This window comes from Lacinutrix himadriensis, assembly GCF_001418105.1.
Lineage (GTDB): Bacteria > Bacteroidota > Bacteroidia > Flavobacteriales > Flavobacteriaceae > Oceanihabitans > Oceanihabitans himadriense.
Genome location: NZ_LIQI01000022.1, coordinates 934,546 through 948,865, shown reverse-complemented (window position 1 = coordinate 948,865; position 14,320 = coordinate 934,546). Strand labels below are relative to the sequence as shown.

General features: G+C 33.9%; 15 protein-coding genes. 8 read left to right on the top strand and 7 right to left on the bottom strand.

The genetic code is table 11. The features are described from left to right. The first annotated feature begins 6 nt into the window (after positions 1 to 6). The 3 genes from AMD28_RS11805 to AMD28_RS11795 all read left to right on the top strand — a co-directional run bounded on the left by AMD28_RS11805 (position 7) and on the right by AMD28_RS11795 (position 3,563). A complete protein-coding gene (locus tag AMD28_RS11805) occupies positions 7 to 1,563 on the top strand; it encodes an SGNH/GDSL hydrolase family protein (protein WP_055444302.1) in 1,557 nt (518 codons plus the stop codon). Between the two features lie 194 nt (positions 1,564 to 1,757). Then, on the top strand, positions 1,758 to 3,266 hold the full coding sequence (atpD, locus tag AMD28_RS11800) for a F0F1 ATP synthase subunit beta (RefSeq protein ID WP_055444301.1): 1,509 nt from the start codon (positions 1,758 to 1,760) through the stop codon (positions 3,264 to 3,266). Between the two features lie 18 nt (positions 3,267 to 3,284). Further along, on the top strand, positions 3,285 to 3,563 hold the full coding sequence (locus AMD28_RS11795; protein WP_055444300.1) for a F0F1 ATP synthase subunit delta/epsilon: 279 nt from the start codon (positions 3,285 to 3,287) through the stop codon (positions 3,561 to 3,563). Positions 3,564 to 3,658: 95 nt separating this feature from the next. On the opposite strand, the gene AMD28_RS11790 is transcribed toward AMD28_RS11795, so the two are convergent. The 6 genes from AMD28_RS11790 to AMD28_RS11765 form a co-directional block, all read right to left on the bottom strand. Continuing rightward, a complete protein-coding gene (locus tag AMD28_RS11790) occupies positions 3,659 to 4,099 on the bottom strand; it encodes a LexA family protein (RefSeq protein ID WP_055444299.1) in 441 nt (146 codons plus the stop codon). A 43-nt stretch (positions 4,100 to 4,142) separates the two neighbouring features. Further along, positions 4,143 to 5,405, bottom strand: a complete 1,263-nt coding sequence (locus AMD28_RS11785) for a Y-family DNA polymerase (protein ID WP_055444298.1) — start codon at positions 5,403 to 5,405, stop codon at positions 4,143 to 4,145. Between the two features lie 66 nt (positions 5,406 to 5,471). Beyond that, positions 5,472 to 7,292 (bottom strand): M61 family metallopeptidase, encoded by a 1,821-nt coding sequence (locus AMD28_RS11780; RefSeq protein WP_055444297.1) that lies wholly within the window; start codon positions 7,290 to 7,292, stop codon positions 5,472 to 5,474. 32 nt (positions 7,293 to 7,324) lie between these two features. Then, positions 7,325 to 7,531 (bottom strand): helix-turn-helix domain-containing protein, encoded by a 207-nt coding sequence (locus AMD28_RS11775; protein WP_055444296.1) that lies wholly within the window; start codon positions 7,529 to 7,531, stop codon positions 7,325 to 7,327. A 2-nt stretch (positions 7,532 to 7,533) separates the two neighbouring features. Beyond that, positions 7,534 to 8,046: a DUF2975 domain-containing protein gene (locus AMD28_RS11770; protein ID WP_055444295.1), complete on the bottom strand. Its 513-nt coding sequence runs from the start codon at positions 8,044 to 8,046 to the stop codon at positions 7,534 to 7,536. Between the two features lie 2 nt (positions 8,047 to 8,048). Continuing rightward, entirely contained in the window at positions 8,049 to 8,492 is a 444-nt protein-coding gene (locus tag AMD28_RS11765) for a hypothetical protein (RefSeq protein WP_055444294.1), read from the bottom strand. A 155-nt stretch (positions 8,493 to 8,647) separates the two neighbouring features. Here AMD28_RS11765 and AMD28_RS11760 point away from each other — a divergent pair, with 155 nt between their 5' ends. The 5 genes from AMD28_RS11760 to AMD28_RS11740 all read left to right on the top strand — a co-directional run bounded on the left by AMD28_RS11760 (position 8,648) and on the right by AMD28_RS11740 (position 12,774). Continuing rightward, positions 8,648 to 9,061 carry a putative signal transducing protein gene (locus tag AMD28_RS11760; RefSeq protein ID WP_055444293.1) on the top strand — a complete coding sequence of 138 codons (414 nt, stop codon included), beginning with the start codon at positions 8,648 to 8,650 and terminating at the stop codon, positions 9,059 to 9,061. Positions 9,062 to 9,242: 181 nt separating this feature from the next. After that, positions 9,243 to 9,818 carry a hypothetical protein gene (locus AMD28_RS11755; protein WP_055444292.1) on the top strand — a complete coding sequence of 192 codons (576 nt, stop codon included), beginning with the start codon at positions 9,243 to 9,245 and terminating at the stop codon, positions 9,816 to 9,818. A gap of 7 nt (positions 9,819 to 9,825) precedes the next feature. Beyond that, positions 9,826 to 11,244, top strand: coding sequence for a flotillin family protein (locus tag AMD28_RS11750; RefSeq protein WP_083478291.1), 1,419 nt, complete (start codon positions 9,826 to 9,828; stop codon positions 11,242 to 11,244). Between the two features lie 95 nt (positions 11,245 to 11,339). Continuing rightward, a complete protein-coding gene (locus AMD28_RS11745; protein WP_055444291.1) occupies positions 11,340 to 12,305 on the top strand; it encodes an alpha/beta fold hydrolase in 966 nt (321 codons plus the stop codon). Continuing rightward, the gene (locus tag AMD28_RS11740; protein ID WP_055444290.1) at positions 12,298 to 12,774 is read left to right on the top strand and encodes a hypothetical protein; all 477 of its coding nucleotides are present in this window, start codon (positions 12,298 to 12,300) and stop codon (positions 12,772 to 12,774) included. The genes AMD28_RS11745 and AMD28_RS11740 overlap by 8 nt, the downstream gene beginning before the upstream one ends. Positions 12,775 to 12,804: 30 nt before the next feature. Here AMD28_RS11740 and AMD28_RS11735 read toward each other — a convergent pair whose 3' ends face one another. Beyond that, on the bottom strand, positions 12,805 to 14,307 hold the full coding sequence (locus AMD28_RS11735; RefSeq protein ID WP_055444289.1) for an aminotransferase-like domain-containing protein: 1,503 nt from the start codon (positions 14,305 to 14,307) through the stop codon (positions 12,805 to 12,807). Positions 14,308 to 14,320 lie beyond the last annotated feature (13 nt).

Here is a 14,320-nt window from a genome sequence, read left to right as displayed (position 1 = left end):
ACGAATATGAAAAATATAAAATATGCATTACTAGCTGCAGTCCTAGTCGGTTTTACAGCTTGTAAAAATGAAGATGATTTTATTGACGCTCCAGAACCTGAAGTAATTTTACCTACTTTAACTGCTGGATCTGCAGATTTCTCAAACTACGTTGCAATTGGTGCTTCGTTTACTGCTGGTTATACAGATAGTGGTTTGTTTATCGCTGGTCAAGAAGATTCATTTCCAAATACATTAGCAAAACAATTTGCAAATGCAGGTGGAGGAACTTTTACGCAACCTTTAATGAATGATAATTATGGTGGATTAATTGCTGGAGGTAGTCCAATATTTCACCCTTTAACTGGAGAAAGATTATTTGCTGAGCGTTTAGTATTTGGTGGAGCAGGACCTGTTCCATTACAAAGTGTAAACCCAGCAGCAATGTCTACTACAGATTTTGTTTTAAACAACCCAACAGGACCTTTTAATAATTTAGGAGTACCAGGAGCAAAAAGTTACCATTTATTAGCTCCAGGTTTTGGAAGTTTATCTAATTTCCCAGCCGCTGCAAACCCTTATGCTATTAGATTAACAGGATTAACACCTAATGCTAGCATCCTAGATTTAGCAGTAGATCAAGCACCTACATTTTTCACTTTAAGTGAAATAGGTGGTAATGATGTTTTAGGATATGCCGTATCTGGAGGAGATGGTAGTGACTTAATCACGCCTTTACCAACTTTTGATGGTGCATTAAACGCTATGGTTGCCATGTTAACAGCAAATGGTACAAATAGTGTTAAAGGAGTAGTGGGTAATGTACCAAACATTACTAGTTTAGCTCATTTTACTACAGTAACATATAATGTTATTCCTTTAGATAATCCAACTACTACAGCTGTAAATGCTGCTTATGCACCATATAACGCAGGTATTCAAGGAGCGTTTGCTTATTTAGTAAGCGTAAATGCAATTTCGCAAGAAGATGCAGATGCAGAAATTGCTAAAAGAACAATTACGTTTAGAGCAGCTTCAGATAACTCTATAGTTATTATGGATGAAAACCTTACAGATTTAACAGGTCTTAACTCACAATTAGTAAGTATGCGTCAAGCTACTGCTGCAGATATGTTTGTTTTACCTTCTAAAAACATTATTGGTACAGAAGCTGTTGCTGGAAATCCTTTAACGGTTTATGGTGTTGCAGTTCCATTAGAAGACAAATGGGTGTTATTACCAGAAGAACAAGAAGAAATTGCTACTGCAATTACAAATTATAACAATTCTATTAAAACAGTAACAGATGCAAATCCTAACTTAGCTTTAGTAGATTTAAATAGTATTTTAGCAGAAGCATCTACAGTAGGTGTTACATTTGACGGATACGATTTAAATACAGAGTTAGTATTTGGTGGTCTTGTAAGTTTAGATGGTGTTCATTTAACATCTAGAGGATATGCTTTAATGGCAAATGCCTTTTTAGACGCTATAGATACTGATTTTGGCTCTAACTTTAGAGCTTCAGGTAACGTAGCAAAAGCTGGAGATTATGGTGTAAATCATTCTCCATTATTACCATAAATTATATAAATATATATATTAAAAAACGCCTTCAAAATGAAGGCGTTTTTTAATGCGTAAAAATCTGAGAAATATGATATATTTTTTAAATTAAAACCACTATATTTGCAGCGCGAAAAAACCTCGTACTCCGCTCAAATGGAGTAAGATGTTCATCGTAATAAATTTATACCAAAACATTAAATATAAAAGTAATGTCAAAAGTTACAGGTAAAGTTGCACAAATAGTAGGTCCAGTTATCGATGTAGAATTCGCTGCTGGTGCTGAACTTCCAAAGATTTATGATTCATTAGAAATCAAAAAAGCAGATGGTTCGCTTTTAGTATTAGAAGTACAATCTCACATTGGTGAAGATACAGTACGTACTATTGCTATGGACTCATCCGATGGTTTGAGTAGAGGAACAGAAGTTAACGCTACTGGTGCTCCTATCCAAATGCCAGTTGGTGATGACGTTTACGGTCGTCTATTTAATGTAATTGGAGATGCTATTGATGGTCTTGGAGATTTACCTAAAGCTGGAGAAGCTGGGTTACCAATACACAGACAAGCACCTAGATTTGAAGATTTATCAACTTCTACTGAAGTTTTATTCACAGGTATTAAAGTAATCGATTTAATTGAGCCTTATGCAAAAGGTGGGAAAATTGGTTTATTTGGTGGTGCTGGAGTAGGAAAAACAGTATTAATTCAAGAGTTGATTAACAATATTGCAAAAGGACACGGTGGACTTTCTGTATTCGCAGGAGTAGGGGAAAGAACACGTGAAGGAAACGATTTACTTCGTGAAATGTTAGAGTCAGGAATTATCAAGTATGGTGATGACTTTATGCATTCTATGGAAGAAGGTGGTTGGGATCTTCAAAAAGTGGACAAAAATATAATGAAAGAGTCTAAGGCTACTTTCGTATTCGGACAAATGAACGAACCACCTGGAGCACGTGCGCGTGTTGCATTATCTGGTTTAACAATTGCTGAATATTTTCGTGATGGAGCTGGAGAAGGACAAGGGAAAGATGTACTTTTCTTCGTAGACAACATCTTCCGTTTTACACAAGCTGGTTCAGAGGTATCTGCATTATTAGGTCGTATGCCTTCTGCAGTAGGTTACCAACCAACATTAGCAACAGAAATGGGAGCAATGCAAGAACGTATTACTTCAACAAAAAGAGGTTCTATTACATCTGTACAAGCGGTTTACGTACCCGCAGATGATTTAACAGATCCAGCACCAGCAACAACGTTTGCGCATTTAGATGCAACAACCGTATTATCTCGTAAAATTGCTGAGTTAGGTATTTATCCTGCAGTAGATCCTTTAGATTCTACTTCAAGAATTCTTACTGCTGATATTTTAGGTGATGAGCACTACGATTGTGCACAACGTGTAAAAGAATTATTACAACGCTATAAAGAATTACAAGATATTATTGCTATTCTAGGTATGGAAGAATTATCTGAAGAAGATAAAATGGCTGTAGGTAGAGCAAGACGTGTACAACGTTTCTTATCGCAACCTTTCCACGTAGCAGAGCAATTTACAGGTCTTAAAGGTGTGTTAGTAGACATTAAAGAAACTATTAAAGGATTTAACATGATTATGGATGGTGAGTTAGATCACTTACCAGAAGCTGCTTTTAACCTTAAAGGAACTATTGAAGAAGCTATCGAATCTGGAGAGAAAATGTTAGCTGAAGCTTAATATTTAAAACAATAAACTATGTATTTAGAAATTGTATCACCAGAAGCTACATTATTTAGCGGAGAAGTAAAAAGTATTGCTGTTCCTGGAATTAACGGAGAATTTGAATTACTTAGTGATCACGCTCCTATTGTTTCCCTTTTAAAAGAAGGAAACGTGAAAATTTATGGCGATATTTCTTTAGAAGAAGAAGTAAAAGATAAATTTACTACAGGAAGCGATAAAGCAACTTGGTTAGCGATTAACTCTGGTACTTTAGAAATAAATAACAACAAAGTGATTGTATTAGCAGACTAATTACAAACACAAATTTTATAAAAAAAACGCTTCAGAAATTCTGAAGCGTTTTTTGTTTTATAGCTATAAGGTTACATTAAAAATAGATTGAAAAGCTAAACCTTTTTAATCACATTGGTCACTATTCCCCAAATAACAAAATCGTTATCATCTGTAATTCTAATAATAGGATAATTAGGGTTTTCTGGTTGTAACCAAAGACCTTCATCATCTATTTTTAAACGCTTCACCGTAAATTCGCCATCTAAAAAACAGACAGCAATTTTATTATGTGCTGGTTCTATACTTCTATCAATAACGAGTAAATCTTTATCGTCTAGTCCTGCTCCAATCATCGATTGCCCGCTTACTTTTGCAAAAAAAGTGGCTTCCTTATTTTTAATAAGTTCACGATCTAGGCTAATTCTTTGTTCTTTAAAATCTTCAGCGGGAGATGGAAAACCTGCAGAAATTCCTGTATCAAAAAGTACAGCTCCTGAGTTTTCTAAAATCTCTGGAGTAAAGAATGTTAGGGTTTCCGATTTATGTAGTAACATTTCGTTTCATATTATTTCTTAAATATACGCAATTAAAAGATTTTCACACTTTCACTTTTATAATATCGTTAAAATTGGTTGTGTATTTAGGTGTTAAACGTTCTTGGCGCATTTTCCAGGTACGTTTTAAATCTTGACTCCCTAATTTTATTTTAGAGCTTCCGTACTTATTATTTACACCATCTATAGCACGCATTAAATATTTATGCTTTGGATTTTCTTGTTCAAATAAATGTAATTGGTAATTATCTATGGGCACTAAACCAGAAACAATAACTCCTGCTCTTTTGTATTTAATACCTTCTTTAAAAACAGAAACCACCGCTTTTACGGCTTCATTGCTAATAATTAAGGACGAATTGGTTGGATAAGGTAAACTAATCATTCTACTTACTCTGTGCTGCTCCACATCGGTTTTATGTCTGTCACTACTTAACAACACAACAATGACATGACAACTAGAACCTTGTTTTCTAAGTTTTTCGGCACAACTGGTTGCAAAGGTAGAAATGCGTTCTTTTATATTGTCCAAATCTGAATATGTATATTCAAAACTACGTGTAGTAGCAATCATTTTCTTGGTATTCGTGCTTTCTTCTAATTGTAATGTTGGTATCCCTTCTAAATCGCGTTTTAAACGAGATTCTATTACAGAAAAATTACTTTTTACCCAAGCATCTGGTAATTGTGTAAAATCATAAGCTGTTTTACAACCTTTGTCTTTTAAACGTTTACTTAATTTTCTACCAATACCCCAAACATCATTTATTTTAGTCCATTTTAAGGCTTTGATTCTTTTTTCTTCGGAATCTATAACATAAGCACCCTGTGTTTTTACAGGAAACTTTCTAGCTATTTTATTCGCAACTTTACTTAATGCTTTAGTTGGTGCAATACCTACTGAGGTTGGTATTCCTGTCCATTTTAAAACGCGTTTTCTTATTTGGATTCCATAGTCATGAAAATCATAATTTTCGAAACCTTTGAATTCTAAAAAAGATTCGTCTATACTATATACCTCAACATCTGGAGTAAACTGTTTCAGTATTTCCATAACACGCGAACTCATGTCACCATACAAAGAGTAATTGGAAGAAAGCACATGAATATTATTGGTTTTACAAAAAGCTTCCCATTTAAAAATAGGTGCTCCCATTGGTAAATCCAACGCTTTAGCTTCGTCACTTCGTGAGATAACACAACCATCGTTATTACTTAAAATAGCGACTGGTTTACCTTGTAAATTAGGGTTAAATACACGTTCGCAAGAAGCATAGAAATTATTACAATCTACTAGTGCAAACATAGAATGCAAAGGTATACCAAAAGTGTTTTGTTATTTCTTCGAAAAAAAAATCTTATTAACTAAAAATTATTCTTTGGATTCTAACCAAGCTGCTCTAGCTTTTTTCTGCGCTTTGGTTAACGGTTTTTCTTTCGTTTCTGAAACAGCAATAGAATAACTAGGATTGGCTACAAATGTCATTGTTGCTTCCCTTCTATTCCCAAAACGTTCAAAAACTACTTTGGTTACATCGTTTGGTTTAAAGTTTTTCAAAACAGCGTCTAGTTCTAAAGCATCCGAAAGTACATATTCCCCAATTTGAATAATAGTATCGCCATTTTCTAATCCCGCATTATATGCAGACAATCCAATAGTAGTATTGCTAGTAACAACTCCTTTTCTAACCTGTGCACCAAATCCGATTTCAGAAGTATTTTGTACTAAAGTTACACCAACCATATCGAATAATCTTTTATAATTTGGCATGCCACTTTTGTGGATATAGTTATTAAAAAACGCATCTCCAAAATCCTTTCCGGCGTAACTATTTAAAGTGTTTTGTAAATCGGAAATGGTATATGGTTTTTCTTGTTTTCCGAAAGTAGTCCACACCAATTTCATATAATCGTCTAATTGCAATCCTTTCTCTCTTAATGATAAATCTAATGCAAGGCCTAGCATACTTCCGTAGGAATAATAAGAAATAAAGGTATTGCCTCTATTTACAGGATCTACAGAACGCGCAGCATCTACAAAAGGTGCTTGGTAACTCATCTCGATCGGATTAAAAAATTGGCGTCCTGGAGAAGTCCACACATAATTAAAGGTTCCTGTTAATCCGTTTATAAATGCTTCTTGCTTAATTAATCCTGCACGACAAAGTGTTAAATCGTCATAATAACTAGTAAAACCTTCAGCAAACCAAAGTTCACCACTCATGTTGGCTTCTTCAAAATTGAAAGGTTCTAAAGATTGCGGACGAATACGTTCTACATTCCAACAATGGAAAAACTCATGAGAAACGGTTCCTATATTTCCTTCTAAACCACCATCTGCTAAAGATCGCGTGCTCGTTAAAATAGTAGAATTTCTATGTTCCATACCATCACCAGAAGCGTTAGAGATATAACAGGCCAAAAACGAATATGCACCATAATCATATTGTGGTAATTCTCCAAAAACGGCTTTTTGTTGCAGTACGGTTTTCTTTACTTTTTCAAAATACGTATCTAGTTCGGCTTCGGTACCATTATGATGCAATACAAAATTTATGGTTTGTCCGTCTACATCAAAAGAACGTGTACTATGGTTGCTTAGTTCTGTCGGACTATCCATAAAATACTGCAAATCTCTAGCGAAATAGGTGTTACCTTGTAGGTGTTTTAATTGTGTAGCGACTTTCCAATGTAAATCTTCACGGACATTAAAAGTTACTTCCATCCCTTGATTAGCCAAGCTAGGCATATACATAAAGGTTGCTGGAATATTTAAATGCGCATGCGTCTCATCTATTTGTGCGTAGGTTCCTCCTCCTCGATTAGCGAATAAAGTATAGCTTAGTTTAATGGTACCATCATGTCCAGAAACTTTCCAAGAATATGGATCTGTACGATTGGTTTCTAAAATATTTCCTTGGCTATCTGTAATAACTACCTGATACACATTTTTAATAAATTCATGCAATGCATAACGACCAGGAGAGGTTCTACTCATTCTAATCTCTGTTTCACCAAGGGCAATATTTGAAAATGTTACTTGAATTTGCGCTTCGTGATGCGCTGCATTTTCAAAGGAAATCGAATAGTTTGTAGATACTTCTGGATTAGAAGATATATTTTCACTAGCAGGTTGTGCTTCCGCGAAAGCGAATGTAAAAACAAGTAATAAGAGTAGTAACACTTTTTTCATAAGGAATATTTTAAAGCTCTAAGATAGTATTTTTAGTCTTCTTTATATTCTAAAATATCACTTGGCTGACAATCTAATGCTTTACAAATGGCTTCGAGTGTAGAGAACCGAACGGCTTTTGCTTTTCCAGATTTTAAGATGGAAAGATTTGCGGTAGTGATACCAATAATTTCTGCTAACTCTTTACTTTTCATTTCACGCTTCGCAAGCATGATGTCTAGATTTACTATTATTGGCATAGTTATATGGTTAGTTCATTTTCTTGTTGTAATCTCCTTGCCTTTTGAAAAACTTCACTTAAAAACATGAAAAATAATCCCATTATAAAAAATAGTACAACAGAACTGTCTAGCTCAAAATGAAACTTGCTTTTAAAAACAATAAAAAACAGAAGTTTACCGATAACCTCTCCTAAAGAACATACTAAAAAAAGGATTCCTATTTTTTTAAAATTAGTAATTACTAACGCACTAAAATAATTTCCAGATTCCAAATCTTTAAGACTTCTTTTTAGATATATAAGGGATTGAAAAAAACAATAAAATAAAACAACAGGTACAACTCCAGATAATCCTATTTCAAAAAGACTCATAGTACCATAGTCTAATTGTTCACCAAATATTTTTGGTTTTAAATCGTGTATTTTTCCTGTAATTATTTGATTTATTATCCGGAATAACTGTGCTATTAAGCCAATGAAAATTAAATAATAAAAAACAGTAATAAGTCTTTTTAAAATTAAAATGGTTCTCATAATTATATAGTTAATTCGTTTTCTTGTTGTACTTGAAATCCTTGTTTAAAAATAGAAACTAAAAACAATGCAAACACGATTAATAAAATATTAGGAAATGAAAGCGAGAAAGCTTCCAAGTATTGCATTTTTAAATAGGAATGGGTTACATAAAAATTAAGCGCAGTTGCCACTACATTACATATAACAAACGCATATAAATACGTAATAATTTGTTTAGTAAATAGCACTTTTTTCTGAAAATTAAATAAGATAAATGCTAGCGGAATTAATAATGCTAAATAGCTTATTAAAGGTGTTAAATTGGGTAATACTGGCCAATTTTTATACTGAATTAATTTTGGAATAAAATAAAAAGCGCTTATCAATACAAACGCTATACATAAAAGAACGAACCAAAAGAGTACTGCCGAAACCGATTTTTTTCCAAACATTTTAATTTTCATAATCTATATTATTATTGTTTAACGATAACAAATATATAAAAATTATTGATAAACAATAATTTTTACATAAAACATTTTTCTTTTTATACGAATCCCTTTCTTTATCTTTACAAGAAAGTATAATGAAAACGTTTCCGCTTTTGCGGAAAAAAAAGATGAGCGACATATTTAAAACCATAGCGAAATACCAATACTCTACAGAAGCGCAAATCATAAAAGGTCGCTTAGAATCGGAAGGTATTCCTGTGTTTTTAAGTGATAATTTCACCATCGAAACAGACCCTTTGGTTAGTAATGCTATTGGTGGAATAAAATTAAAAGTATATGCAGAAGATGCACTGCAAGCCCAACATATTCTAGAGACCATACAAAAGTACTCTGTAGATGATGAAGGGAACGCGATAAAATGCATAAACTGTAGTAGTAATCATATCGCAATGGTTTCTACCATTACCGATTTTAAATCCTTCTTTTCTTTTATTATTGGTTTCCTGTCTGGAACGCTTCCGTTTTATACCAAAGACAAATACCGGTGTGAAGATTGTAATACCGAATTCGATATTAAATAGTAATATTCTGTAACAAATCCTTTAAATAAACTACATATATATGTGCGTATACTATTTAAAGCTTGCAGTATGCGAAACTAAAAAAGAAGCGTACATACATTTCTATGCTTCCATCCAAATAAAATTGTAAGACAGGTATAAAGGTCTTATATTTCAAAAACCTAATTAACACCTATTTATTATGACCGAATGGTTTTCTAACTTAGAATTATTTCAAAAAGTTTTTTGGAGTATCTCTTTCATTGGCTCTTTTGTTTTCATAATCACACTTGTTTTATCCTTTGCAGGAGGAGACTCTGGTGATTTTGGAGATGTAGATGCAGACATTGAAGCAGATACCGGAATTGGCTTTCAATTTATAACCTTTAAAAACTTAGTCGGATTTTTTACACTATTTGGATGGAGCGGAATTGCCTGTATTGACGCTGGCTTTTCTAAACCAGTAACTATTATAATCGCATTTATTTGTGGTTTAATCATGATGGCAATTATGGCTGCTATGTTTTTTTATATGAGTAAATTAAGTGATAGCGGAACCTTAAAATTAAAAAATGCTGTAAACGCTGTTGGAGAAGTCTATTTAACCGTTGGAGCAAATAGATCGACTATTGGAAAAGCACATGTAAAAATTCAAGGTGCTTTAAGAGAATTAGATGCTTTAACAGATTCTAGTACCCCATTAAAATCTGGAACGGTTATAAAAGTAAAAGCGATTACAGATAACGGAATATTAATCATTGAAAAACTAAACAACTAAAAAAACTATGCTATTAACACTACCTCAAGACGCCTTTAATTTAGGCTTTCCTATTGCTGTAATTTTTGCAGTACTATTTATTTTCATCTTCTTTATTGTTTTAATAAAACGCTATAAACGCTGTCCTTCGGATAGAATTCTGGTTGTTTATGGTAAAGTTGGTGGCGGACAATCGGCTAAATGTATTCATGGTGGCGCCGCTTTTATTTATCCGGTAATTCAAGATTATCAATTTCTAGATTTAACACCAATCTCTATTGAGGTGAATCTAGTAAACGCATTATCTAAACAAAATATTCGTGTAAATGTACCATCTCGTTTTACGATTGGTGTTTCTACAGAACCTGGAATTATGCAAAATGCTGCGGAAAGACTTTTAGGTTTAAACCAAGATAGCATTCAAGAACTAGCGCAAGAAATCATTTTTGGTCAGTTACGTTTAGTAGTTGCTTCTATGGATATTGAAGAAATTAATAACGATAGAGATAAGTTTTTAACCAATATTTCTCAAAGTGTCGAATCGGAACTTAAAAAAGTAGGTCTAAAACTAATCAACGTAAACATTACAGATATTGTTGATGAGTCTGGATATATTGAAGCATTAGGAAAAGAGGCTGCTGCACACGCCATTAATGCCGCTAGAAAATCGGTAGCCGAAAAAACCAGAGATGGATCTATTGGGGAAGCAAATGCTGTGCAAGATGAAAGAACACAAGTAGCTGCTGCAAATGCACAAGCTGTGGAAGGAGAAAACACTGCAAAAATTGCCGTTGCTAATTCCGATTCTTTACGTCGTCAACGGGAAGCAGAAGCAGAACGTGTAGCGATTGCATCGGAAAAAGTACAAACAGCAAAAGCATTACAAGAATCGTATGCTGCCGAAAAAGAAGCGGAAACAGCGAGAGCGGAAAGAGAACGTTCTTCTCAAGAAGCAGATATTATTGTACCTGCGGAAATTGATAAACGTAAAGTAGAAATTGATGCCGAAGCGGAAGCAGAGCAAATTAGAAGAAGAGCAAAAGGGGAAGCAGATGCAATATTATTTAAAGCACAAGCCGAAGCACAAGGGCAGTTTGAAATACTAACCAAACAAGCTGCTGGTATGGAGCAAATAGTAAAAGCTGCAGGAAACAATTCTAAAGATGCTGTACTTTTATTAATCGCTGATAAATTACCAGAATTAGTAAAAATGCAATCCGAAGCCATCAAAAACATTAAGATTGATAAAGTTACGGTTTGGGAAAACGGAGGGAATAAAGATGGAAAATCTTCTACCGCTAATTTCCTTTCCGGAATGTATAAATCGGTACCACCTTTACAGGAAATGTTTAATATGGCTGGAATGGAATTACCAGAATATTTAAAAGGTAAAGATCCTAAAGCAAACGAAACTTCTGCAGAAGTCATCGAAGACAAACCAGAATAATAAAAATTCTAGTATTAAAAATCCGCTTTTATAGCGGGTTTTTTTATGTTCTACTATTTTCAATTAATGCCTATATTTACATAAATCTTCATTTTATGAAAACACTAATAAGACTATTCAGTATTACGCTATTACTAGTAACGGCAACGGTTTCCGCACAACAAGACCCAGAAATATTCGAAAAATTTGAATCTAAATTCTATACTATTGATGGGTATAAAATTAACGTCGAAGTGTTGGGTTCTGGAGACCCTATTTTCTTTCTTCCTGGCGGACCAGGAAACTCGCACGATTATATGCAAGGGAATTTTGGACAATACTATAAAACCAATACGGTAGTGTTTTTCGATTGGTTAGGTCGCGGTAAAAGTGATGATGCCAAAGATGCTTCCGAGTATTCTGTAGAAGCTGATGTAGCGCTTATGGAGAAACTTCGTATCCTTTTAAAATATGATAAAATATCGCTAGTTGGACATTCGTACGGAACCGTTCCTGCGCAAGCATACGCCATCCAATACAAAGACCATGTAGATAAAATGGTACTCATAAATGGTTTTCATTCTGGTGCGATGTGGCAAGCCAATTGCGATAGCTACAACCATTATGCAAAAACACATTTTCCGGAAAAATGGAAACAAGTAGATTCACTGCGTGAATTAGGTTACGTGTCTAGTCAAGAACCACTAAAAACCGTGTATGGTAACTTTCCAACCAAATACATTTACTATCACAACACCAGCTTGAAACAAAATGCACCAAAGTATAAACATAGAGGTTGGGCAAATGATGTGTATACGAGTATTATTGGAAGAGATGGTGATTTTGATGTTTCCGGAAGTATGATTAATCAAGATTACCGACAACAATTAAAAGACGTAAAAGCGAAAACACTTATTGTTGCAGGACGTTATGATGGTGTTTCTACTCCAGAATTTGCGGTGCAATACAAAATCTTTATGCCACAAGCACAATTTGAAATGTTTGAGCAAAGCGGACATAACCCGTATTTAGAAGAACCGGAGAAATTTTTTAACCTGTTTAATACCTTTATGAATGAATAAAATAGTTTACAAAAGAAAAGTGCCAATAATGAAGTTTATTTTTGGTTTAGCTTTTTTTGTCATGGGATTATCTTGGTTAACGTCTGGTAACCTTTTTGGTTTGATTATTTGCGGAATAGCAGCTTTCTTTTTTCATTCGGATGGTTCTGAAATAGATTTAGAAACAAAAAAATATAGAACTATTATTTCTTTTTTCGGTCTCCATTTTGGAAAATGGAAAGACTTACCTGCAATAGATTATGTATCGGTATTTGCTACTTCAGAAACAACCACAGTAAGAGCCTTAAGTGCAGAAGCAAATGTATCTAATGCTGTTATTCAGTTAAACTTATTTTACAATGGAAATCAAAAAATAACAGCTTACACCACAACGAGTAAGGAAGATGCTTTTACAATGGCAAAAAAAATGGCTGAAATTTTAAGTATTGATGTATTAGATGCTACCAAGCCAGAATCAGAATGGCTATAAAAGCATCGGTAAAAAAACTTTAAGAAAAGCCTAATAAATCCCATGCATTACTTCTTCAAAAGATTGTTTTAAAATAGTAACCACAGCTTCTATTTCTACTTCGTTTAAATGTCCAAAACCAAATCGTATCGCGCAAATATTTTTGTTTTGATACAGTATGGTTTTCGGTAAAAATAAATTGTGCTTTTTTGTTTTTTCAGCAAGCTTAACAAGCGATATTCTAGGTTCAAAATGCAACCAAACGGCTAAACCTCCTTCTGGCACTTGCCAAGTTGCATACTTATTAAAATGTGTCTCTAAACAGGCACATAAATAATCACGTCTTTGTTTATACACCGTAATATTTTTTTTAATTAATCGGTGTATTTCACCTTCATGAATAAGCTCTGTAAGTATTTGCTTCTGAATTAAATCACCTTGCTTATCTAGTATTTGCAAATAGTTTTTGGCTTCCTGGATAATGTTTTCTGGAGCTACCACAAATCCGATTTGAAAATTAGGAAAAAACGACTGTCCCAATCTTCCTAAATAAATAACAACACCGTGGCCATCTGCACTTGCCATAGGAACCATAGCAGAACCATCAAACTGAAAGTCGTAATCAAAATCATCTTCTATAATCGCAAAACCATATACCTTGGCTAATTGCAATAGCTTTAATCGTCTTTCGGCACTAAGTGTTACTGTAGTTGGGTATTGCCTGTGCGCACAAACATACACACAACGAATGCTGTTTTTGGTAAAGTTTTTTTCAATAAAATCGACATCCATTCCATGTGCATCTACAGGAATCGTTATAATGTTAGCACCTGCCTGTTGAAAAATCATGTTCGATTTATACGGACTTAAATCCCCAACAAGAACCACATCGTTTTCTTTTATTAAAAGTTGCGACACAATATACAAGCTCATTTCGGTACTTCGAGTACTTACAATATTATTCGCTTTAATATGAAAACCTCGTGTAGCATTTAAATAATTACAAAGCTCCTTACTAAAAGTGGTGTACGATTCATCTTGGGTTTGATTCCATTTTGAAATTAACGAAGCTCGCTTCATCGATGCGCTATACCATTTTGAAAATTGGTGTGTAGGATGCAGTCTTAAATCCGGCTTTCCATCATTGATTACATATTTATGTATCGAAAATTCTTCGGTAGAAGCCAAATGAAAAGAAGATTGAAACGGAAACCCTGCCGTTTCTGGATACGTTTTTAATTTATCTAATCCTTGAGACGTTCCTTTTATTGCAGCAGTTTTCTTTTCGGGTTTTAATACAAACGTTCCTTTGTTAGGTATAACATCTACCCAACCTTGTGATGCAAGCTCCTCATAAACAGCAACTGCAGTATTTCTATTTATAGAAAGTAAGTCACTAAATTTTCTAGTTCCTGGTAAAGCAGTACCTTCTGTCAAATACCCACGCTGTATCGCATTGATAATTTGCTGTGCTATTTGAATATAAATGGAAGTGTTTGGCGACTTCTCAAAATATATTAAAGATTGTAACTTATCGTTAACCGGACTATGCATTGTTTTAAAACTG

Bases quoted from the DNA above. Each gene is read 5' to 3' on its own strand.
- AMD28_RS11750 (WP_083478291.1), top strand. From the start codon at position 9,826: ATGCTATTAACACTACCTCAAGACGCCTTTAATTTAGGCTTTCCTATT.
- AMD28_RS11780 (WP_055444297.1), bottom strand. From the start codon at position 7,292: ATGAAAAAAGTGTTACTACTCTTATTACTTGTTTTTACATTCGCTTTC.
- AMD28_RS11805 (WP_055444302.1), top strand. From the start codon at position 7: ATGAAAAATATAAAATATGCATTACTAGCTGCAGTCCTAGTCGGTTTT.
- AMD28_RS11745 (WP_055444291.1), top strand. From the start codon at position 11,340: ATGAAAACACTAATAAGACTATTCAGTATTACGCTATTACTAGTAACG.
- AMD28_RS11790 (WP_055444299.1), bottom strand. From the start codon at position 4,099: ATGTTACTACATAAATCGGAAACCCTAACATTCTTTACTCCAGAGATT.
- AMD28_RS11760 (WP_055444293.1), top strand. From the start codon at position 8,648: ATGAGCGACATATTTAAAACCATAGCGAAATACCAATACTCTACAGAA.
- atpD (WP_055444301.1), top strand. From the start codon at position 1,758: ATGTCAAAAGTTACAGGTAAAGTTGCACAAATAGTAGGTCCAGTTATC.
- AMD28_RS11740 (WP_055444290.1), top strand. From the start codon at position 12,298: ATGAATAAAATAGTTTACAAAAGAAAAGTGCCAATAATGAAGTTTATT.
- AMD28_RS11795 (WP_055444300.1), top strand. From the start codon at position 3,285: ATGTATTTAGAAATTGTATCACCAGAAGCTACATTATTTAGCGGAGAA.
- AMD28_RS11770 (WP_055444295.1), bottom strand. From the start codon at position 8,046: ATGAGAACCATTTTAATTTTAAAAAGACTTATTACTGTTTTTTATTAT.
- AMD28_RS11755 (WP_055444292.1), top strand. From the start codon at position 9,243: ATGACCGAATGGTTTTCTAACTTAGAATTATTTCAAAAAGTTTTTTGG.
- AMD28_RS11735 (WP_055444289.1), bottom strand. From the start codon at position 14,307: ATGCATAGTCCGGTTAACGATAAGTTACAATCTTTAATATATTTTGAG.
- AMD28_RS11785 (WP_055444298.1), bottom strand. From the start codon at position 5,405: ATGTTTGCACTAGTAGATTGTAATAATTTCTATGCTTCTTGCGAACGT.
- AMD28_RS11775 (WP_055444296.1), bottom strand. From the start codon at position 7,531: ATGCCAATAATAGTAAATCTAGACATCATGCTTGCGAAGCGTGAAATG.
- AMD28_RS11765 (WP_055444294.1), bottom strand. From the start codon at position 8,492: ATGAAAATTAAAATGTTTGGAAAAAAATCGGTTTCGGCAGTACTCTTT.